Here is a 20,182-nt window from a genome sequence, read left to right as displayed (position 1 = left end):
GACGCTTTCGTGAAAGAATGTCACATTGAGACCACGCCATGACCCCCATTGCCGCAATGGCTGAAATATCGCCTAAGACGTGGGAGTTAGTTGTTCTTGGGCGGTGACGATATGAGCAAGAAATCGACGTTTCTGATCCTGGCGGCCGCGGGGGTATCTTCGGCGCTGTTCGCGATCCCGACGGCCAGTCTGGCGCAGGCAGGAAACCCAAGCAGACCGGCGCTTCTGGAAAGCCTGCTGGTTTGTCGGGAGATCGCGGCGACCGACGCTCGACTGGCCTGTTTCGACGCTGCTGCGGCCGCTTTCGACACCGCCGAACAGCAAGGCGAAGTGACCGTCATCGACCGGGCTCGGGCACGGGAAACACGGACGCGCCTGTTCGGTCTGGACCTCGACAACGCCAACCTCTTCGGCCGCCTGCGACAGGATGACCCAGTCGATGCGATCGAGACGACGCTGACCAGCGCCCGCCAGGACGGCCGGGGGCAATGGACCTTCGTCCTCGCGGACGGATCGATCTGGCGTCAGATCGACAACGAGCGTGTCACCGCCCGCACCTCCGCCGGCGTCCCGGTGCGAATCCGCCAGGGCGCGGTCGGCAGCTATCTTCTGAGCGTCGGCGGCTCGCGGTCGGTGCGCGCGCGACGCGAACGCTGATCCCGGAGCCAGCCTTGTCCGAATCGGCCACGTCGATCCCGGCCCTGCAGGAGCAGGCGGCGAACCTGAGGGCCCAGGCGCGTCATCGAGAAGCGCTCGCGCCGTTGAAACGTCTCGTGGAACTGCGCCCGACCAGCGTTGTCGCCGAGCACAACCTGGCGGCCGCGCTGGGCGACATCGGGGATGCGGCCGGCGCCCTGGCGGCGGTCCAGCGGGCCCAGGCCAAGGGCGGGGACGCGCCGGAAACCTGGCTGGTGCTGGCTCGCGCCCTGGTGTCCTTGAGCCGCCTCGAGGAGGCTGCATCAGCCCTGCGCGAGGCGTTGAAGCGTCGCCCCGACTATGCCGACGCCCTGCGGGATCAGGCTCAGTTGATCTGGATGCAGGGTGGGGATGCCAAGGCCGCCTTGGCCCCGCTCGACGCCCGTCTCGCCGCGTCGCCTTCATCCCTCGCTCTCGTGGGTTTGCGTGCCGCCATCGCGCGGGAGATCATCGGCGATGAAGTGGCACACCGCGACCTGGAGCCCTGGCTGAGGACCGCCCACCCCTATTCCCTCGACCTGATCGCCTCGGCCGCCGCAGCGGGTTTCGACCCCGCGCTTGCGCTGAGATACGCAGCCTCGGCCGCCGAAGCCGCCCCGGATGACGTCGAGGCCCGCCTCGCCCATTTCGCAGCCCTGTTGGCCTGCGGGCGCACGACGGAGGCCCTGGCCGGACTGGACGGACATCTGGAGACCACTCCCGGCGACCAGTACGCCCTGGCGCTACGCTATGTCGCCTGGCGGGTGCTGGGCGATGCCCGCGCCCTGTCTGCCGAGGACTACCGACGCTTGACCGCCCCGTTCGACCTGGTCCCGCCTCCGGGCGTCGATGGGGCCGCCTGGCTGGATCAGGCGGCGAGCGCACTCAGATCCCTCCATCCCTTCAATGCCCAACCCTTCAGCCAGTCGATCCGATCCGGTGCCCAGGCGGCCCTGGATCCGCGTTTCGCCGACGCGCCCGCCATCGACGCGGTCTTCGCGGCCCTGTCCGAGCCGATCAGCGCCTTCGTCGGATCCATGGCGGGTCGTAACGATTCCATGAGCCGCCGCGCCGGTTCAGGGTTCGAGATCGTCGGAGCCTGGTCGGTGCGGCTGAGAGCGGGCGGTCACCACAGCGACCACATTCACCCGAACGGCTGGGTCTCTTCGGCCCTCTATGTCGAGACGCCAGAGCCGTCGCCGGATCAACCGAAGGCGGGCTGGTTGCGTTTCGGCGCCTGTCGCCTCGGCGTCGGTCTGGAGCTGCCACCCGAACACTGGATCGAGCCGAAGCCCGGCCGCGTCGCCCTCTTCCCTTCGTGGATGTGGCACGGCACGGAGCCGTTTACCGGCGGCGGAGAACGCCTGACCGTCGCCTTCGACGTGCAGCCGAGATAGCCGCGCTTCCCTCCCGCGCTCAAGCAGCGAGCCGCCGCGCGGCGAGCGATAGCGCCCTACCTAAATGGGCATCCGCATGATCTCTTGATACGCCGAGATCACCTGGTCCCGCACCGCGATGACGGTTTGCAGGGAGGCTTCGGCGCTGGAGATGGAGGTCACCACGTCGATCATCGAGCCCTGGCCCTGGATCGCCTGGGTCATGTTGGTCTCGGCGGTGCGGGTCTGCTGCGTCATGTCGGTCATGACGTTGTTCAGCAGTTGGGAGAACTCCGGCCCGCCGGCCACCGCCGCGCCGGCGGTCGCCCCGCCGGTTCCTTGCGCCTGGGCATAGGCGCGCGCCGCCATCAAAGGATTCATGGCCTAGCGTCCTATCGCTTGAGGATGTCGAGGGTGCGCGAGTCCATCGACCGCGCCGTCTCGATGACGTTGAGGTTGGCCTCGTAGGCCCGCTGCGCCTCGCGCATGTCCATGGCCTCGATCAGGGTGTCGACGTTGGGCCGAAGGACATAGCCCTCCCCGTCCGCCGCCGGATGGGTCGGATCGTATTCGCGGCGGAAATCACTCTGGTCCGGCCGCACCTCGGCCAGCGACACCCCGGTCGCACCGTCGATGCCGCGCGCCTCGAAGACGGGAATCTGGCGGCGATAGGGCTGGCCGCCGGCGGTAGGGGCTGTCGATTCCGCATTGGCGATGTTCTCGGCGATGATCCGCATGCGTGACTGCTGCGCAGTCAGGGCGGAGGCGGCGACCGCCATGGCCGAGTTGCGCGGGCCGCCGTTGCGGCCGTTGATGGGGTCGGTCATTTTGCTTTGTCCTTACGGCTCATCGGCCCGGGACCTTGGCGGCCAGGCCGATCATGGCCATCGACTTGGTGTAGAGGCCGATCGCGGCGTCGTAAGCCATGCGGCTCTCGGCCATCTTCAGCATCTGCTCCTCGACCACCACCGCATTGCCGTCGAGGGTGGTCTCGGAGTCCGGGGCCTTCTCCGAGGTGAAACGCGCCACCGGCGCCCCGTTCGGACCGCCGACCGGCATGTGGCCCGAGGAGGTCTGCACCATCCGCAAACCACCACCGTCCCGCATCGCAGCCGCGAAGTCGGTCGGCGCCCTCAGATCGCGACCGACGTAGCCGGGCGTATCGGAGTTGGCGACGTTCTGGGCGATCAGGCGCTGACGCTCGTCGAGCCACGTCATGCGGCCCTTGATCTGGCTCAGAAGGGGGATGTCGGCGACGCCCATCGGGATCGTATCCTTAATCGATAGGCATAAAATGCCGCCTGCATGGTTAACGAGGCCTTATCTAAACGAGGCGTTAACCACGTTGGTTAAAGGTGCCCATGTCTGCCGGGGCCCTTTCAGTATGAACTTCCTCGATCTCGCGCGCGCTGTTTTCGGCCTCGCCTTCACCCTGGGTCTGATCGGCCTGGCGGCCTGGGCGGCGCGTCGCTATGCGCCGCAGCTGATGGCGAAGCTGAACGCCGATCGCGGCGAGCGCAGGCTGAAGGTGGTCGAGACCCTGGTCCTGGACCCCGCCCGCCGCCTCGTCCTTGTCCAGATCGACGACGAGGAAAGGTTGCTGCTGCTGGGCGAAGGCCGCGAGTTGATCGAGCCGCGAGGACCGGTGCAATGAGCCGCCCGGAAATTCTCCCTCCCCCTCGGGGGAGGGTGGCTGAGCAAAGCGAAGCCGGGTGGGGTGGGCAAGGCAAGCCCCCCTTGGACCGTCGCCATTCAGCCTTGCCGCCCCCACCCGGTCGCTGCGTGACCCCCCTCCCCCGAGGGGGAGGGAGAAACCGCATCTTCGCCGTTCCCACCCGCGCGGAGTTCATGAACGCGCTCAAGCTTTCGGCCCTCACCACCCTACTCTGCCTGATGTGGCCGCTAGCCGCCTTCGCCCAGGACGCGGCCGCTGCCGGTGGCGCAGGCGCGGCGATCAATGTCGATCTCGGCACTGGCGCCGGCCTGACCGAGCGGGTGGTCCAGCTGGTCGGTCTGATGACCGTCCTGTCGCTGGCGCCGTCGATCGTGATCATGACCACCAGCTTCGTGCGCATCATCGTGGTGCTGAGCCTGCTGCGCACCGCGCTGGGCATGCAGCAGTCGCCGCCCAACGCGGTTCTGGTGTCCCTCGCCCTGTTCCTCAGCGCCATCGTCATGGCTCCGACGTGGCAGGACGCCTATGATTCGGGCATCCGGCCCCTGATGGACCAGCAGATGGAGCTGCCTCAGGCCTTCGATCTGGCGTCGGAGCCTGTGAAGACTTTCATGCTCGCCCAGGTGGACCAGGGCGACCTCGCCCTGTTCACTCGTCTCAGCCGTCTGGAGGTCCCCACAACGGCCGCCGAACTGCCCCTTCGGGTCATCGTGCCAAGCTTCATGATCTCGGAGCTGAAGAAGGCCTTCGAAATCGGATTTCTCCTTTTCGTTCCGTTCCTTGTGATCGATCTGGTGGTCGCCAGCGTGCTCATGTCGATGGGCATGATGATGCTGCCGCCGGTGGTGATTTCGCTCCCGTTCAAGTTGATCTTTTTCGTGCTGGTGGACGGCTGGAGATTGGTCGCCGGAAGCCTCGTCGAGAGCTTCCGACAGGCCTCCGGGGCGGGCTAGATCCCCACCCTGACAGGCTTTGCGAGCCATTGGCGCTTGCCAAGTCGCCCAAAAGGCGTGTTGATCCCCCCGTCGTCGCCCGGAATCACGGGCGAGCTTTTCGGGAAACGACCCATAATGACCACTCAAGCTGAACTCATCGCCGCCGTCGCCAAGGACGCTGGTGTTTCGCAGGCTGATGCCGGCCGCGTGCTGGAAGCCATCGTCAAGAACATCCACTCGTCGCTGACCGACGGTGGCGACGTGCGCATCTCCAACCTGGGTGTTTTCGACACCGCCGCCCGCGCCGCTCGCGAAGGCCGCAACCCGGCCACGGGCGCGACCATCAACATCGCCGCCTCGAAGGCCGTGCGCTTCCGCGTGTCGAAGCCGCTCAAGGATGCGGTCAACAAGTAAGACCTGAAGGCTTTTAGCCGCCTGCGGGAGCCGCGGCGGCTGGAGGCGTTGGACGGGCGGGCGTCGCAGCAGTGCGATTCCCGCCCGTCTGTTCTCTGAGCTGGGTCTTCATCTGACCGACCCAGCCGGTGAAGGTATCGGCCCCCGCCGTCAGACCGGCGAAGTCCTGAGCATTCGCCGCCCCATCCAGTCCGTTCAGGCCGTCGAGCGCGATGCGCATCGCCGCCCCCGACCTGGCGCGTGCCTTGAATGGCTCGTAGTTCCGGGACATTCGGCCAAGGGAGGCCGCATCGCGCGCCAGCGAGTAGCCGACGCCCGCCCGGATGACCGCGCTCTCCTGGTCCGGCGTCAGGGCCGTCGCCGTGTCCTTGAACCGCTCGCCCAGTCGCGCCTCATACAGCGCAGCCGCACCGGCCCAGTTTTCCTGCTTCCAGAAGATGTCGGCGCGGACCTGTTGCGCCTCGGGGCTACGATCGGTGTCGAGCGTCTCCAACGCGTGGTCGTAGCGACCCAAGTCCATCAGGGCCCGCGCCTCCAGCGCCCGCCGCTGAGCGTTCAATGCGGTAGGCAGAAGCGTCGAGCGCGACGACCAGATTGCCTGCAAGGCCGGCTCCGGCTGGCGATCCATCAAGAGGACCGTCGCCAGGGTCGTCGCGACCTGGGCCTTGGCGACCCCCTCCAGCCGGTTGTCGACCTGGTATTTCAGCAGCTCGGCCGCCTGATCCAGGAGATCGACGTCGACCAGACGACGAGCCAGCCGCCGCACCATCTCGTCCCCGTCGGCGCCGACCGGCGTCAGGTCGCGGAAATCGTAGAAGAGGGCCAGGGCCTGCACAGGCTGCAACCCGTCGGCCGCGCCGTCCAGGAACAGGGCGCGGAAGGCGTTCGACAGATCGGTCTGCAGCTCCACCGCGCCCGGCAGATCACCCAGCCGCTTGCCCGCCCCACGCAGCGTGTCGAGCGCCTCGCGATAACGACCCTGCGACAGATAGAGGCCGCCCAGGGTGCGAATGACAGACAGCTCGGTCGCATCCCCACGCCAGCGCCATTTCAGCGTTTCGAGCTGGGCGGCGGCCTCGGTCGCCGTCATCGTTCCCTTGGCCAGTTCGATGCGGATGACGCCCAGCTTGGCCGGGGTGGCGATGCCGTCCAGCGGCGCCCGACCGATGGCCTTGTAGACCGCCAGCGCCCGGTCGGTTGCGCCCTCCTGCTCGAACAGCCGCGCCTGCACCAGCCGAGCGGTGAGCTGATCCGCAGCGGGCGCATTCTGGGAGAAGCTGTAGGCCAGCAGGGTCTTGGCGGCGTTGAGGTCTCCGGTGGACAAGGCCGCCATCGCATGAGCCGCTCCGAAGCGGGCACGCCAGACCGGCGGGAACTCGTCGATGGCCGCGGCACCGCCGGCGAAGGCCTGACGTGCGGCGGCCCAGTCGCCCTGCTCGGCGGCCAGCCAGCCCTGCCACACCTTGGTCGAGGGATCTCCGGCCAGGGCGCCGGATGAGAAGTCCAGTTCCGCCTCTTCCACTCGACCGATAGAGGCTCGGGCCGCGCCGCGAAGGCCACGCAGTTCCGGCTCGCCTTGCAGGGAGGGCGTCTGAGCGAACATGGCGTTGACCACGCCCACCGCCTCGAAGCCGAGACCCGATCCCACCAGGAACCGGATCAGGGCCAAACGATCCTCGATCGGGCTGCGCGGATTGTCGGAGGCGGCGATCGATTCCAGCGCCGCCGCGTCCTGAAGCTTGCGATAGCGGGCGGAGAAGCCCTCCTCGCCCGGATCGGCCCATTCGCTCAGGATCAGGGCGGGGAACTCGGCCTTGCGGGGCGCGTGATCCTGCGGCGGCGCGGCCGCCTCCAGCGCCATCGACGGCGGCGACAGGATCAGGCCGCCGGGACGCGACAGGGTGACCAGATCGCCTTCGGCCTTGATCGACAGATTGTCGGTCGGCGTCTCGATCGCCAGCCCCTGGGCAGTCGGCAGAAGGGTCAGATCGACCGTGCGGCGCTCGTCGGCGAACCCCTTGCCGGGTGCCAGGGCGGTGACGGCCGCGAACCGGTCCCCGACCATCGGGTCGGTCAGCCAGACGGTCTTGGTCGCGCCGGCCATGCGCGCGACAAGGACGGCGTCGGAGCTGTCGTCACGATCGATCTCGACGCTCTGCGAGGCCGACGGCGACCCGCCTATTGTCACTGTCCAGGTCGCCCCCTCGCCCACCGCCGAGACCGGCAGGGCTCCGGGCGCGGCGATGCGGATGGCGGTGTAGTCCGGCCCGACGGCCCAGCGGGCGTCGCCGGCGACGCCCAGGTCGCGCGCCTTGGTCATGTCCATGCGGGCGGCGGTGTCGAACACGACCCAGACCGCGTCGCCGCGCCTGAAGATCGCAGCCCCCACCGGCGCGCCCCATGCAAAAGACAGGGTGACCCGATCATCGGCCTTGGTCGCGACCACGGGCACCAGGCCGCCTGCGGGCACGGCGGCGCCGGCGGGCGCAGCCGGCACTTCACCGGCCGGATAGAGGTTCAGCCAGACCGCCCCGTCCGCCGATCCCGTGCGGGCGTCCGCGCCCTCTTTCAGGGTGATGACCAGTTCGGTGGCGTCCAGCGCCGCGCGGGTCTCGACCTTCTCCACGCCCGGAGGCGGATCGACTTTCAGACGGCTGACGTCGGGGGCTGCGGTCGAGCCGATCCGCACGATGATCGTCCGGCCGTCCTTGCGCACCCTCGCCCGCGAGCCCACGACGCCCGCGAACTCGACCCGGGTGAAACCGTCGTTCGCGCCGATCCGAATGGTGATGGGGTCCAGAGCGGCGTTGGCGGCCTCCTGGGCGAAGGCAGGAACGACGGACACCGCGATCGGGGCAAGCGCGATCGTCCCGACGACGCCGAGCGCCGCCGTGGTCCGTCCGATCGCGGTCGTGGTGCGCGGGCCTGCCATGGTCGCGCGTACACTCGCGCGAACGCCCTTTAGACGCGGTTAATGGGGTGTGACCGAAGGCCCCCTTGCGAGGGGGCCGCAAAGGGCCGATCTGGATCGGGTCAGGAGCGCCCATGACCACCCCCGAAGACGCCGAATATCCCCGCCTGTCGACCCTCTCGACCGGCCTGCGCTGCCGCTGCCCGCGGTGTGGACAAGGGCCGCTACTGAAGGGCTTCCTGACCATCCGGGAGAACTGCCCGGCCTGCGGCCTGGACTACGGCTTCGCCGATCCGGCGGACGGCCCGGCCTTCTTCGCAATGTCCGCCATCGGCATCGTCGGAATGATGGCCTTCATGGCTTTCGAGTTCACCGTCCACCCGCCCATCTGGGTCCACTTCGCCTTCACCTTCCCCCTGATCGCCCTGGCCTGCACCTGGGTGCTGAGGCCGTTCAAGGGCTGGCTGGTGTCCGAGCAGTACGTCCACAAGGCCGCCCCGCCCGAGTGGGAAAGCGTCGGCGGCCACGGTGATGGCTTCGGACCGCGCGGCAGGCGGTAGGTTGGCGACCCCGGAGGGACTCGAACCCCCGACCTCTGCTTTAGGAAAGCCTTGCTCTATCCGGCTGAGCTACGGGGTCACGCACGCAGTCCCTAGCGGGTCGCACAGGGCGACGTAAACCCGGACCGGGTCGCCAAGCTCGGCATCGCCGTCCGCGTTTGTGGTTAATCGACGTTTAGATACAATATCTTGGGGTGAACAAACCCCGAATTGCGCCATGTCACCGATTCGGTCCTGATTCGTTTCGCCCCTGTTCCACCTCATCGGTCTCGGTCGTTAAGCATCGTCGTCGCCCATACTGATGCGATCGGGCGAAGTGATGAAGACCTGATCCGACCTTGGTGCGAGGGGAAAGGGGCGGCCCTCAATCCAGCTTGCGCAGGTTGTCGTCGGAGTTCCGGTCGATCCACTTGTTGTACGGGTCGGCCCCGGCGAAGGCAGGTTTCTGCGCCGTGGTGAAGCGGAACGTCTGAACGCCCGACCGCAACGGACGCCGTTCGAACAGCAGCACATTGCCGGCATCAAAAGCGCCCTTGCCCGGTTCGGCCGAGAACAGCCCGATGTCGAAGGTCTCGTTCAGCGGGCTCTCCGTCTCGTCGCCCTTGCCGTCGGCATAGAGTTTTCGCGCCTCGACCGTGACCGTCACATCCCAGCGGCCGTCGCGACGTTGGGTGGCCGTGGCCTCCGTGGTCTTGACGTCATAGAGGGTGATTTTCTCGAACAGGTCGGTGATCAGGGCCTGTTTGTCGGCGGGAGCGTTGGCCCGGAACAGGGCGATCAGGTCGGTCGATCGCGGATAGGGCGCGCCTTTGAAGGCGTGCTGGGCCAAGAACTGCGACAGCGCCCGGTTCACGTTGGCCTCGCCGATCTGGTCGGCCAGCAGGTACATGACCACCGCGCCCTTGCGGTAGTGGATATACTGCTGGTTCTCCATCCTGTTCAGCGGCAGTTCTTCGATCAGCTCCGTGCCGCGCGAACGCAGGTAGTTGTCGAGCTCGAACTTCAGGAAGCGGCGGATCTTGTCCGGTCCGTACATCTCCCGCATCACCATGAGGGCCGAATACTGGGCCAGAGTTTCGGACATGAGGGTCGCACCCTGCATGTCCGCCCCGACCACCTGGTGGGCCCACCACTGGTGCGCGAACTCGTGCGCCCCGATGTAGGTGACGTAGTCGATCTTGGTGTCGTCCCGCAGGTCGGCGATGAAGCCGAGGCCTTCGGACCAGGCGAAGGTGTTGGGGAAGGACTGGGCGTAGCTGGCGTAGTCGGGGAACTCGCTGATCCGCGCCTGACTGAACTGATACGGTGAGAAGTTCGCCTGGAAATAATCGAGCGATGTCTCGAGCGCCGTCATCATGCGCGGCACATTGGTTTCGTGCTGAGGGTCGTGGAAGACGACCATTTCCACACCGCCGTGCATCTGGCGCGCGATCTCGTAACGAGCCGACTGCACCGACAGGAAGTAGAGCACGGGCGATTCCGTGACGAAGCGCATGGTGCGGCGGCCATTGGCCGTGGTGTCGCTACGCACCTGGCCGGGCGCCAGAGGAGTCTGGTCGGCGTCGGTGGTGACCGTCACGTCGGCGGTAACCCAGTCGGCCCCGATATAGTTGCGGCCCGTGGCGCTGAGGTCTTCCAGCTTGGCGGGACGCAGTTCGGCCGGCAGGCCATACTTCCGGCGCTTGGCGCGGTCTTGGAGCGTGCCCGAGCGGCTCATTCCGATGATCGGCGCGAACTCTCCGTTGGTGATGAAGGTCCCATTGTCGACGATCCGGGTCGTGTTGCCGCTGACCTTGAAGCCACGCTGTTCGACCAGGGTTTCGAACTGGACCGTGCGGCGTTCGCCCGGTGCCATCGGGGTGTCGAAGCGGTAGATGCGATAGTCGAACTCCGGCCACTCGCGCACCATCTTCGCGCCCTGGACGGTGAGAGCCTGCATCTCGACGTCCGGCGTCCAGCGCAGGTGCATCTCGGACAGAGGCGCTCCGGTACGGTTCTCGATCGTATAGGTCCCGGTCGTCTCCAGGCGCGGCGCGCGAGGATGCAGGTTCAGGTTCAGCTTGACGTCCACCAAGGTGGGCTGGGGCGTGTTCTCAAACCGGAGAAGGGTCTTTTCATAGTCTGCCTGCAGCCGCTCCTCTGCGGTGTTGTTCCGGTACTCGTTCCAGACGTTGGTGTTGACGTAGATGAAGCCGCCCAGTCCGATGAAGGCGGTCAGGGCCAGGGCGCCGATGACGCCTGCGGGACCCATCAGCCGGTGCGGAAGACGCTTCAGGCGAGGCATCAGCCGGGTCTCGGTCCCCCGCCGCCACAAGGCATAGCCGAGCGTCAGCAGGACGATGGCGGCCATCGACCAGTAGAGGTCCAGCCAGGCCGCGAAGCCGGCGAAGTCACCCCGGCCGTTCATGTCCGACAGCGGCACGCCGATACCGGCGCCGTAGCGATACAGGACATGGTCGAAGCCCAAATTCCGGGCCACCAACGTAGAGATCAGATAGACCACCATGATGGCCCAGCCGACGAACTTGTTGGGCGAGAGCGACTGAACGAAGATCGCCAGCACAGCCAGAAGGGCGAAGTTGATCGTGCCCGGCAGGACGTACCACACGAGGTATTTGCCGAACTCGAAGTCGGTGTGGCCCTTGAAGATCTGCACCGCGACGCCGGCCAGGACGCCCGCGAGAAGGATGGACGCCAGGACCAGGATCAGCGCCAGGGTCTTGGGGATCAGGAAGGTCCAGTCGGGCGTAGACGAGGCGTCGATGATCTCGTGCACCTTGCGCTCGCGGTCGCGCCAGACGAGCTCGCCGGAGTAGTAGATGGCCACGATCATGGCGATGAGGCCGAAGGCCCCCTGCAGGCCGTTGATGACCACGCGGGTCACCAGCAACAGCGGCGCGCCGTAGATCTCGCCGATGAACAGCAGGGTCGTGATGGCGAAGGTGAAGCCGAGCAGCATCAGGACGACATAGGCCGGGCTCTTGAACACCAGGCTCATCTCGAAGGCGGTGCGCGAGGCCAGCCGCGTCCAGCCGGCGAGGAAACCCTCGGTCGGCGACGGAAGCGGCCGGTTCGCGGGGACCGCGGGCGCGGCGGCCTCGGCGAGCTTCCTCAGGGTGTCGGTCTTTCCGGCCTTGGCGCCGCGGATCGAAGGACGGAACAGGAAATAGGCGGAGGCCAGGATGGCGACGCTGATGCCCAGCCAGATCAACCGGTTCCATAGGAAGACACCTTCCAGCGGCACGTTCAGCGTGTTCCGCTCCGCCGCCGTCCAGTATTTGGTGACCAGCCCGTAGGCGGCGGCGCCGAAGGGTTCGGCCCAGGCCATGACCCGCTCGAACTCCGGCCTGGAGCCCAGCACCCCGGAGGCGACCAGGTTGGCGATGAAGATGCCGACCGCTCCGACATAGGTCGCCATCATCGACCGGGTCACGGTCGCCAGGGCGAAGAACAGGGCCGAGGTCAGGAAGACGCCCGGCAGGCCCAGCACCAGGTAGTTGTAGATGTAGTCCCAGGGCCGGAAGGCGCCGATGGTTTCCTTGTCCACCCAGGGCGCCAGCGTCCCGGCGATCAGGCCCAGGGTGATGACCCCGAAGCACAGGGCCGTCGCGGCGAACGCGCCCGCAAACCGGCCGTAGAGGTAGTCGAACTTCGTAATCCGCGTGGACAGGACCATGGGCCCGAAGCCGGTCTGGACATCGCGCACGACGACGTTGGCGACGATGGCCGTGGTCGCAAGCATGAAGAACATCGACATGACCGAGTTGATGGCGGCCAGGGCGTAGGGGGCGTTCTTGTGGACGTTGCCGCCCGCCCCGATGGAGATGTTGTCCGACGCGGCGACCAGGCCGAAGCCCATCAGGCCGAAGATGATGGCGATGACCCAGAAGGCCGGCTGGCGCAGCTGGTAGCGGAACTCGAAGGCGGCGATTTTTCCGAACATCGTCTTACGCCGCGACTTTGCGCGAGGCCGACAGGGTCGAGAAATAGACGTCCTCCAGCCCGCCCGGAACGGGTTCGAAACCCTCGCCCGGACGACGGTCGGCGAGGACGTGGATCACGGTCCTGCCGGCGAACAGGCGGGTCGAGATGACCTCGTGTTTGGCGCGGTGATCGTCCAGCGCCTCCTTGTCGATGGTCTTCTTCCAGACCCGGCCGTTCAGCTGGTCCATCAGGTGTGCGGGAGCGCCTTCGAGCTGGATCTTGCCGCCGGCCAGCACCGCCATGCGGGGGCAGAGGTCGGCGACGTCCTCGACGATATGGGTCGACAGGATGATGACGACGTTGTCCGCAATCTCGGCAAGCAGGTTGAGGAAACGGTTGCGTTCCTCGGGATCGAGGCCCGCCGTGGGCTCATCGACGATGATCAGTTTCGGGTTGCCGATCAGGGCCTGGGCGATGCCGAAGCGCTGGCGCATGCCGCCCGAGAAGCCGGCGATGGCCTTGTTGCGGACGGACCAGAGATTGGTCTGCTGCAACAGGGTCTCGACCGTCTGTTTGCGGTCCTTGCCCGAGGCAATGCCTTTCAGCACCGCCATGTGATCGAGCATGTCGTAGGCCGAGACGCGGGGATAGACGCCGAAATCCTGGGGCAGGTAGCCGAGGGTCCGGCGCAGCTTTTCGGGGTCCTTGATGACGTCGATGCCGTCGAAATCGATGGAGCCAGAGGTCGGGGTCTGGAGCGTCGCGATCGAGCGCATCAGGGTGGATTTGCCCGCGCCATTGGGCCCCAAGAGGCCGAACATGCCGTTCGGAACGCTCAGAGAGACGTCGTCGAGCGCCCGGGTTCCGTTGCCGTAGACGTGGACGAGATTCTTGATCGTAAGCATGAGGGCCCCCTCTGACAGTCAAGCGAACTTGTCACGTCGCAAGGGGTCGGGGCAAGTTACGAATGAGTCAGGGTTGGCCGGAAATGCGTCATCTAACGCAGGCCGGATAGTTCGCAGCGATTTCGACTAGGCTTAAACTGCTGAATTCAAACGATTTCGACGAGCATGACTATGCAGACTTCCGCCGTTTATCGGCAGAGGCGGCCAAGACAGCCGAGGACTTCAGGTCGGGGCGCGGACCAGGACGTAGCCCCCCGACGTGGCGGCGAACTCATCTTCGCCCGTGCGACGGAAGGCCATGACGACCGACCCGTCGGCGGCCAGCATCTCGAACCCGTTGGCCGTCGCGCGCCAGGTCTTCGCCTTGGCCGCATCGGGGATGGCGCAGGCCTCCGCGAGGACCGGACGGACGCCATCGATGAGAAGGTTGGCGAGGGAGACCTGGCACCGGGCGCCGTCGGGACCGCGCAGCGACCAGAAGCCCGCGACCTGATCCACCGGCAGGGCCGAGCCTTGAGGTTCGGACGATGCGGGCGCGGGGGCGCAGCCGGTCACGAGGATGGCCGCGGCGACGAGGGCGAGACTGTGGGCTGGGTCACGATGGAGGCTCCTCATGTCGAAAGCTTCCGCCGCGATCGGGGCGGAGGCAAGGCCTTGTCAGCCCCGACGCAGCGAAGCGGAGATCGTGCTCTTGTCATCCCCGACGTAGCGAAGCGGAGATCGGGGACGGAGAGGCTTCGTCGCTCTCTCCCGGTCGGTCCGAAGGGCTGAACCGGGAGCCAGTTGATCTGAGGCCTGCCCTTGGTCCGGATCGCTGCCCGGACCTCATGGCTGAAGAATAGGCTCCGTCCCGGATCTTCGCTTCGCTTCGTCCGGGATGACAAGGGAGGCGCGTGGCCTTGGTCCTTGCCGGGTCTTCGCCCACTGGAGACGAAAGAGAAGGAAGGTCAGGCCCTGGCCTTCACCCGCAGTCGATACGCGTGGAGCAAGGGCTCGGTGTAGCCGTTCGGCTGGTCCACACCTTCGAACACAAGGGCCCGCGCCGCCTGGTAGGCGACCGACCCGTCGGGGTCGGGCGCCATCGGCCGGTAGAGGGGATCGCCCGCGTTCTGGGCGTCGACCTTGGCGGCCATGCGCAGGAAGGCGGCGTCAACCTGTGCCGCTGTGCAGACGCCGTGCAGCAGCCAGTTGGCGATGTGCTGGGACGAAATCCGCAGCGTCGCCCGGTCCTCCATCAGGCCGACGTCGTGGATGTCGGGCACCTTGGAACAGCCGACGCCTTGGTCGATCCAGCGGACGACATAGCCGAGGATGCCTTGAGCGTTGTTGTCGAGCTCGTCGCGGACCTCCTGCTCCGACCAGTTGGCACCGTTGGCCAGGGGCGGGGTCAGCAGGCCTTCCAGGCCTGGCGTCGGACGGCCGGCGACGTCCTTCTGGACCGCGAAGACATCGACGGCGTGATAGTGGAGCGCGTGAAGGGTGGCGGCGGTCGGCGACGGGGTCCAGGCCGTGTTGGCGCCGGTTCTCGGGTGGTCGATCTTCTGTTCCAGCATATCCGCCATGCGGTCGGGCGCGGCCCACATGCCCTTGCCGATCTGGGCCCGGCCCGAAAGGCCGCACGCCAGGCCGATGGCGACGTTGCGCGCCTCATAGGCGGCGATCCATTTCGCGCTCTTGATCTCGGCCTTACGGACCACCGGCCCGGCCTGCATGGCCGTGTGGATCTCGTCGCCCGTGCGGTCGAGGAAGCCCGTATTGATGAAGACGATCCGGTCCTTCACCGCATGGATGCAGGCCGCCAGGTTGGCCGAGGTCCGGCGCTCCTCGTCCATCACCCCGACCTTGATCGTGTGACGCGCGAGGCCCAGCAGGTCCTCGACCGCGTCGAACAGGCGGTTGGTGAAGGCCGCCTCGTCCGGCCCGTGCATCTTCGGCTTCACGATATAGACCGAGCCGGCGCCGGAGTTGGTGAAGGCCCCGAGCCCCTCGAGGTCATACATCGCAATCAGCGAGGTCACGATGGCGTCGAGGATGCCTTCGGGCGCCTCGGTCCCGTCGGACAGATGGATGGCCGGGTTGGTCATCAGGTGGCCGACGTTGCGGACGAAGAGCAGCGACCGGCCCTTCAGAGTGACGGCCCCGCCTGTCGGGGCGGTGAAGGTCCGATCGGGCTCCAGGGTGCGGTTCAGGGTCTGGCCGCCCTTCTGGAAGCTGGCGGCGAGGTCGCCCTTCATCAGGCCGAGCCAGTTGCGGTAGGCGGCGGTCTTGTCCTGCGCATCCACGGCCGCGACCGAGTCCTCCAGGTCGCAGATGGTGGACAGGGCGCTCTCCAGCACGACGTCGGAGAGGCCGGCCGGATCGCTCGCGCCGATGGCGCTGGACCGGTCGATGACCAGTTCGATGTGGAGGCCGTTGTTGGCCAGAAGGATCGAGGTCGGGGCGGACGGCTCGCCGAGATAGCCGACGAACTGGGCCGGATTTTTCAGGCCGGGTCTCAGCTTGCCGGCCTCGACCGACCAGCCCGAGACCTGGGAGTAGGAGCCGATTTCGAGGGGCGCGGCCACATCCAGGAAGGCCTTGGCGCGGGAGACGACCCGGGCGCCGCGGGCGGTGTCGTAGGGGCCCTTCGGCGGCAGGTCCCCCAGCGCATCGGTGCCGTAGAAGGCGTCGTAGAGACTGCCCCAGCGGGCGTTCGCCGCGTTCAGCAGGAAGCGGGCGTTGAGGATCGGCACCACCAGTTGCGGGCCGGCCAGCCGCGCCAGCTCGTCGTCCACCTTTTCCGTCGTCACCGAGAAGGGCGTCGGCTCGTCGACCAGATAGCCGATGTCGCGCAGGAAGCCTTCGGTCGCGGCAGGGTCGTGCGGCTGACCCTTGCGCTCGGCATGCCAGGCGTCGATCCGCGCCTGAAGGTGGTCCCGCCGCGCCAGCAGTTTGCGGTTCTCGGGCGTGAACCGCGCAAACACGTCCGCCACCCCCGTCCAGAAGCTGTCCGCCCCGATGCCGAGCCCCGGCAGGACCTCGTCTTCGATGAAGCTCGCCAGTTCGGCGGCCACGGACAGGCCGGCGCGGTCGTGGTGGGTCATGCGGATCTCCAGCGCAGGCCGGCTGGGGAGGCGGCCTGTAACAATGCGTGATCGCACTGAATACGAGGCTTTGCGGCGCCGCAAGGGGGGTTTCGATTGACACCGGTGACAGACTGGCCGTCCGCGCCTTACCCTACCCTCCGCGCACCCCGGCGGAGGCCGGGGTCCAGATGGAAGACACCGTCAGATGATCAGCAAGGCCGACGCCCGATCCCAGCCGCCAGCGTTCGTGATCCGGACCCCGGCCTTCGCCGGGGTGCACGGAGAATGATGATGCGGCGACGCTCCCTCCTAGCCACAGGCCTCGCCCTGGCGGCGGCCCCGTCTTTCGCTCGGGCCCAATCCGACCATCCCGTCGTCGCCACCACCAACGGTCCGGTGCGCGGCCAGACCGATGCGGGCGTCGCCGTGTTCAAGGGCCTGCGCTACGGCGCCGACACCGGCCCGCGCCGTTTTCAGCCGCCCCTCCGGCCCACCGCCTGGACCGCGCCGGCCGAGGCCTTCGGCTATGGGGCGGCAAGCCCTCAGGGGTCGAACGAGGCCAATCAGTCCGAGGACTGTCTGTTCCTGAACGTCTGGTCGCCGGGGCTGGACCGGGAGCGGCGGCCGGTGATGGTCTATATCCACGGGGGCGCCTATTCGAACGGGTCCGGGTCAAGTCCGCTGTACGACGGGACGCGGCTGGCCAGACGGAACGACGTGGTGGTGGTGACGGTGAACCACCGGCTGAACCTGTTTGGATACGCCTATCTGCAGCGGATCGCGGGCGCGCCCTTCCTCGACAGTGGCAATGCGGGTCAGCTGGATCTGCATCTCGCGCTGGAGTGGGTGCGGGACAATATCGGCAACTTCGGCGGCGACCCGGGCCGCGTCATGGTCTTCGGCCAGTCGGGCGGCGGGGCCAAGATCGCGACCATGATGGCGACGCCCTCGGCCGCCGGCCTGTTCCACCGGGCTGCGACCATGAGCGGACAGCAGGTCACGGCATCGGGGCCGTGGAATGCGACGCGGCGGGCCGAGGCCTGGCTGGAGGCGCTGGGTCTGGCCAAGGACAGGGCGGCGGAGGCGGCGACCATGCCGGTCGAAACCCTGTTGAAGGCATCCGAGACGACCGATCCGGTGCTGGGGTTCGGCGGGCTCTACTGGGGGCCGGTGCTGGATAGCCGGACGCTGATGCGACATCCCTTCTATCCGGATGCGCCCGCCCAGTCGGCGTCCATCCCCATGATCATCGGTAACACCCACGACGAGACGCGGGCCTTCCTCGGCGGCGATCCGGCGAACTTCGCGCTGAGCTGGGACGATCTGCCCGGCAAGATGACCGACCGCGAGTTTCGCATCGACGTGGCGCCCGAGCCGGTCATCGCCGCGTATCGCGCGATGTACCCCGACTACTCACCGTCCGACGTTTTCTTCGCCGCGACCACGGCGGCGCGGAGCTGGCGCGGGGCGGTGATCGAGGCGGAGGCGCGGGCGGCGGCCGGCACCCCGGCCTGGGTTTATCAGCTGGACTGGAGGTCGCCGATCGACGGCGGGCGGCGCGGCGCCATGCACACCGACGACATCCCGCTGGCGCTGGACAATGTGGGGGCGACCGGCAGCCGGGCACAGGGGCCGCAGGCGCAGCTGATGGCCGAGCGTCTGTCGAAGGCCTTCGTCGCCCTGGCCCGCGACGGCGATCCCAACCATGCCGGTCTGCCGACCTGGGAGCGCTACGACCTGACGCGGCGCCAGACGATGATCATGGACGAACCCGCCCGGATGGAGGACGATCCGCGCGGCGGCGAGCGGCGTCTGTTCGCCCCCATTCCCTACGTCCAGCCCGGAACCTGATGGGCCGACGGCCGCTTTGATCAGGCGCCTGCTGAGGCTTTCACCTCGCTCCGCCTTGACTTTGCCGCAGTCATCGCCCATTTGCGCTGCGTCGCACAATTGCGATCCCCGGTGCGCTCCAGCGCGTGTGGGTCTTCACTCCCCTACGAAGACCTGACTGTAGCAGCGGCCGGCCCTCAAGTTTCATTCGCTGCCCGGACACGCGGGGCGGCGCCCGATCCACCCCGCCGGCCTCATCCAGAGGCTCGTTCGGGACTGGCGGTGCGCGGCCCTTTTGGCGTTGAGCCATGGCTGATGCGCGTCGCCGCTTACGCGAAAGAACCTGGCTCGATGAGCACCACCACCTTCGAATCCTTCGGCCTCAACAAGGCCCTGCTGCAGGCCCTCACCACCGAGGGCTACACCATCCCGACGCCGATCCAGGCCCAGGCCATTCCTTCGGTCATGCTCGGCAAGGACCTGCTGGGCATCGCCCAGACCGGCACCGGCAAGACCGCGGCCTTCGCCCTGCCGATCCTGCATCGTCTGGCCGAGAACCGCGTCGCGCCCCTGCCCCGCACCACGCGCTGTCTGATCCTGTCGCCGACGCGCGAACTGGCCAGCCAGATCGCCGACAGCTTCAAGGCCTATGGCCGCCACCTCGGCTTCAAGGTCGCCGTCGTCTTCGGCGGCGTGAAATACGGACCCCAGGAACGCGCCATCCAGGCCGGCCTCGACGTCCTGGTCGCGACCCCCGGCCGTCTGCTGGACCACATGCAGCAGAAGACGCTGGACCTGTCGTCGACCGAGATCTTCGTCCTGGACGAAGCCGACCAGATGCTGGACCTGGGCTTCGTCAAGCCGATCCGCCAGATCGTGTCGCGCATCCCGGCAAAGCGCCAGAACCTGTTCTTCTCCGCCACCATGCCGACCGAGATCGGCAAGCTGGCCGGCGAGCTTCTGAAGGAGCCCGTCAAGGTCCAGGTCACGCCGCAGTCGACCACGGTCGAGCGCATCAACCAGTCGGTCGTCCACGTCGAACAGGGCCGCAAGCGCGCCCTGCTGACCGAGATGTTCGCCGACGACAACTACACCCGCTGCCTGGTCTTCACGAAGACCAAGCACGGCGCCGACAAGGTCGCGGCCTATCTGGAAGCCGGCGGCGTCCAGGCCGGCGCGATCCACGGCAACAAGTCCCAGCCGCAACGTGAGCGCACCCTGGCCGCCTTCAAGGCCGGCAAGCTGCGCGTCCTGGTCGCCACCGACATCGCCGCGCGCGGCATCGACGTGGACGGCGTCTCGCACGTCGTGAACTTCGAACTGCCCTTCGTGCCGGAAGCCTACGTCCACCGCATCGGCCGGACGGCCCGCGCGGGCAAGGACGGCTCGGCGGTCAGCTTCGTGGCCGGGGACGAGATGAAGCTGCTGCGCGACATCGAGAAGGTCACGCGCCAGAAGATCCCGGCCACCGACCGTCGCAACGACAAGTCGCTGGGTCTGCTGGATCAGTCGATCATGGCCGCCGGCGTCGGGTCCAAGGCCTCGATGCCTGACGACGGTCGTGGCGATCGCCAGCAGCAGCGCGGTCCTCGCAACCCGCGCCGCGACGGCGTGAAGAAGGAGCACGGCGGCCAGCCGCATCGCGTTCGCGGCAAGGGCGGCCAACGCGGCGGCCAGGGCGACCGCACCAACCACGCCGATCGTGGCGGCGACCGTCCGCTGGCCTCGACCCAGCCGTTCGATCCGCTGGCGGCCGACCGTGCCCGTTCGGCGGCGATCGCCGCCCGCCCGGTCGGGGAGACCAAGCCGGACGGCGAGATCAAGCGCCGTCCCCGTGGCCGTCGCCCATCCAACGGCGGCAAGGGCTACGCGGCTTAAGCCAAGTCGCTCGGCTATCTGAAAAGAACGAAGG

At 67.4% G+C, this 20,182-nt stretch carries 16 protein-coding genes and 1 tRNA gene; 8 read left to right on the top strand and 9 right to left on the bottom strand.

Going from position 1 to position 20,182, the window contains the following annotated elements; all coding sequences use genetic code 11:
* Nucleotides 1-111 precede the first annotated feature (111 nt).
* Together ACW171_RS15280 and ACW171_RS15275 are read left to right on the top strand one after the other, a co-directional pair.
* Nucleotides 112-657 carry a hypothetical protein gene (locus ACW171_RS15280; RefSeq protein ID WP_492094463.1) on the top strand — a complete coding sequence of 182 codons (546 nt, stop codon included), beginning with the start codon at nt 112-114 and terminating at the stop codon, nt 655-657.
* Nucleotides 658-671: 14 nt separating this feature from the next.
* On the top strand, nt 672-2,072 hold the full coding sequence (locus tag ACW171_RS15275; protein ID WP_492094461.1) for a 2OG-Fe(II) oxygenase family protein: 1,401 nt from the start codon (nt 672-674) through the stop codon (nt 2,070-2,072).
* A gap of 60 nt (nt 2,073-2,132) precedes the next feature.
* Here the strand turns inward: ACW171_RS15275 and fliE are convergent, their stop codons facing one another.
* The 3 genes from fliE to ACW171_RS15260 are packed head-to-tail and all read right to left on the bottom strand — an operon-like array spanning nt 2,133 to nt 3,314.
* Nucleotides 2,133-2,432 carry a flagellar hook-basal body complex protein FliE gene (fliE, locus tag ACW171_RS15270; RefSeq protein ID WP_492094459.1) on the bottom strand — a complete coding sequence of 100 codons (300 nt, stop codon included), beginning with the start codon at nt 2,430-2,432 and terminating at the stop codon, nt 2,133-2,135.
* Nucleotides 2,433-2,443: 11 nt separating this feature from the next.
* Entirely contained in the window at nt 2,444-2,878 is a 435-nt protein-coding gene (gene flgC, locus ACW171_RS15265; RefSeq protein ID WP_492094457.1) for a flagellar basal body rod protein FlgC, read from the bottom strand.
* A 19-nt stretch (nt 2,879-2,897) separates the two neighbouring features.
* Entirely contained in the window at nt 2,898-3,314 is a 417-nt protein-coding gene (locus ACW171_RS15260) for a flagellar basal body rod protein FlgB (protein WP_492094455.1), read from the bottom strand.
* A 121-nt stretch (nt 3,315-3,435) separates the two neighbouring features.
* Between ACW171_RS15260 and ACW171_RS15255 the strand changes: the two genes are divergently transcribed.
* The 3 genes from ACW171_RS15255 to ACW171_RS15245 all read left to right on the top strand — a co-directional run bounded on the left by ACW171_RS15255 (nt 3,436) and on the right by ACW171_RS15245 (nt 5,075).
* Nucleotides 3,436-3,705, top strand: a complete 270-nt coding sequence (locus ACW171_RS15255; protein WP_492094453.1) for a flagellar biosynthetic protein FliO — start codon at nt 3,436-3,438, stop codon at nt 3,703-3,705.
* 194 nt (nt 3,706-3,899) lie between these two features.
* Entirely contained in the window at nt 3,900-4,679 is a 780-nt protein-coding gene (gene fliP / locus ACW171_RS15250; RefSeq protein ID WP_492094451.1) for a flagellar type III secretion system pore protein FliP, read from the top strand.
* A 117-nt stretch (nt 4,680-4,796) separates the two neighbouring features.
* On the top strand, nt 4,797-5,075 hold the full coding sequence (locus tag ACW171_RS15245; RefSeq protein WP_421729677.1) for an HU family DNA-binding protein: 279 nt from the start codon (nt 4,797-4,799) through the stop codon (nt 5,073-5,075).
* Between the two features lie 13 nt (nt 5,076-5,088).
* Here the strand turns inward: ACW171_RS15245 and ACW171_RS15240 are convergent, their stop codons facing one another.
* Nucleotides 5,089-8,007 carry a tetratricopeptide repeat protein gene (locus ACW171_RS15240; protein WP_492094449.1) on the bottom strand — a complete coding sequence of 973 codons (2,919 nt, stop codon included), beginning with the start codon at nt 8,005-8,007 and terminating at the stop codon, nt 5,089-5,091.
* 113 nt (nt 8,008-8,120) lie between these two features.
* Between ACW171_RS15240 and ACW171_RS15235 the strand changes: the two genes are divergently transcribed.
* Entirely contained in the window at nt 8,121-8,546 is a 426-nt protein-coding gene (locus ACW171_RS15235; RefSeq protein ID WP_492094448.1) for a DUF983 domain-containing protein, read from the top strand.
* A 2-nt stretch (nt 8,547-8,548) separates the two neighbouring features.
* Here ACW171_RS15235 and ACW171_RS15230 read toward each other — a convergent pair.
* The 5 genes from ACW171_RS15230 to ACW171_RS15210 form a co-directional block, all read right to left on the bottom strand.
* Nucleotides 8,549-8,625, bottom strand: a tRNA-Arg gene (locus ACW171_RS15230).
* 285 nt (nt 8,626-8,910) lie between these two features.
* Nucleotides 8,911-12,489: a M1 family aminopeptidase gene (locus ACW171_RS15225; RefSeq protein ID WP_492094446.1), complete on the bottom strand. Its 3,579-nt coding sequence runs from the start codon at nt 12,487-12,489 to the stop codon at nt 8,911-8,913.
* 4 nt (nt 12,490-12,493) lie between these two features.
* Nucleotides 12,494-13,375, bottom strand: coding sequence for an ABC transporter ATP-binding protein (locus ACW171_RS15220; protein ID WP_492094444.1), 882 nt, complete (start codon nt 13,373-13,375; stop codon nt 12,494-12,496).
* A 222-nt stretch (nt 13,376-13,597) separates the two neighbouring features.
* Entirely contained in the window at nt 13,598-13,990 is a 393-nt protein-coding gene (locus tag ACW171_RS15215) for an AprI/Inh family metalloprotease inhibitor (RefSeq protein ID WP_492094442.1), read from the bottom strand.
* Between the two features lie 332 nt (nt 13,991-14,322).
* A complete protein-coding gene (locus tag ACW171_RS15210; RefSeq protein WP_492094440.1) occupies nt 14,323-16,458 on the bottom strand; it encodes a malate synthase G in 2,136 nt (711 codons plus the stop codon).
* Between the two features lie 267 nt (nt 16,459-16,725).
* Here ACW171_RS15210 and ACW171_RS15205 point away from each other — a divergent pair, with 267 nt between their 5' ends.
* Together ACW171_RS15205 and ACW171_RS15200 are read left to right on the top strand one after the other, a co-directional pair.
* Nucleotides 16,726-18,291: a carboxylesterase/lipase family protein gene (locus tag ACW171_RS15205; protein WP_492094438.1), complete on the top strand. Its 1,566-nt coding sequence runs from the start codon at nt 16,726-16,728 to the stop codon at nt 18,289-18,291.
* A gap of 330 nt (nt 18,292-18,621) precedes the next feature.
* Nucleotides 18,622-20,148 (top strand): DEAD/DEAH box helicase, encoded by a 1,527-nt coding sequence (locus tag ACW171_RS15200; protein WP_492094436.1) that lies wholly within the window; start codon nt 18,622-18,624, stop codon nt 20,146-20,148.
* Nucleotides 20,149-20,182: the final 34 nt, after the last annotated feature.

It is taken from the genome of Brevundimonas sp. FV1ye28, assembly GCF_058681135.1.
Note: the sequence above shows the minus strand (reverse complement) of the source record. Positions and strands in the feature narration are given on the sequence as shown.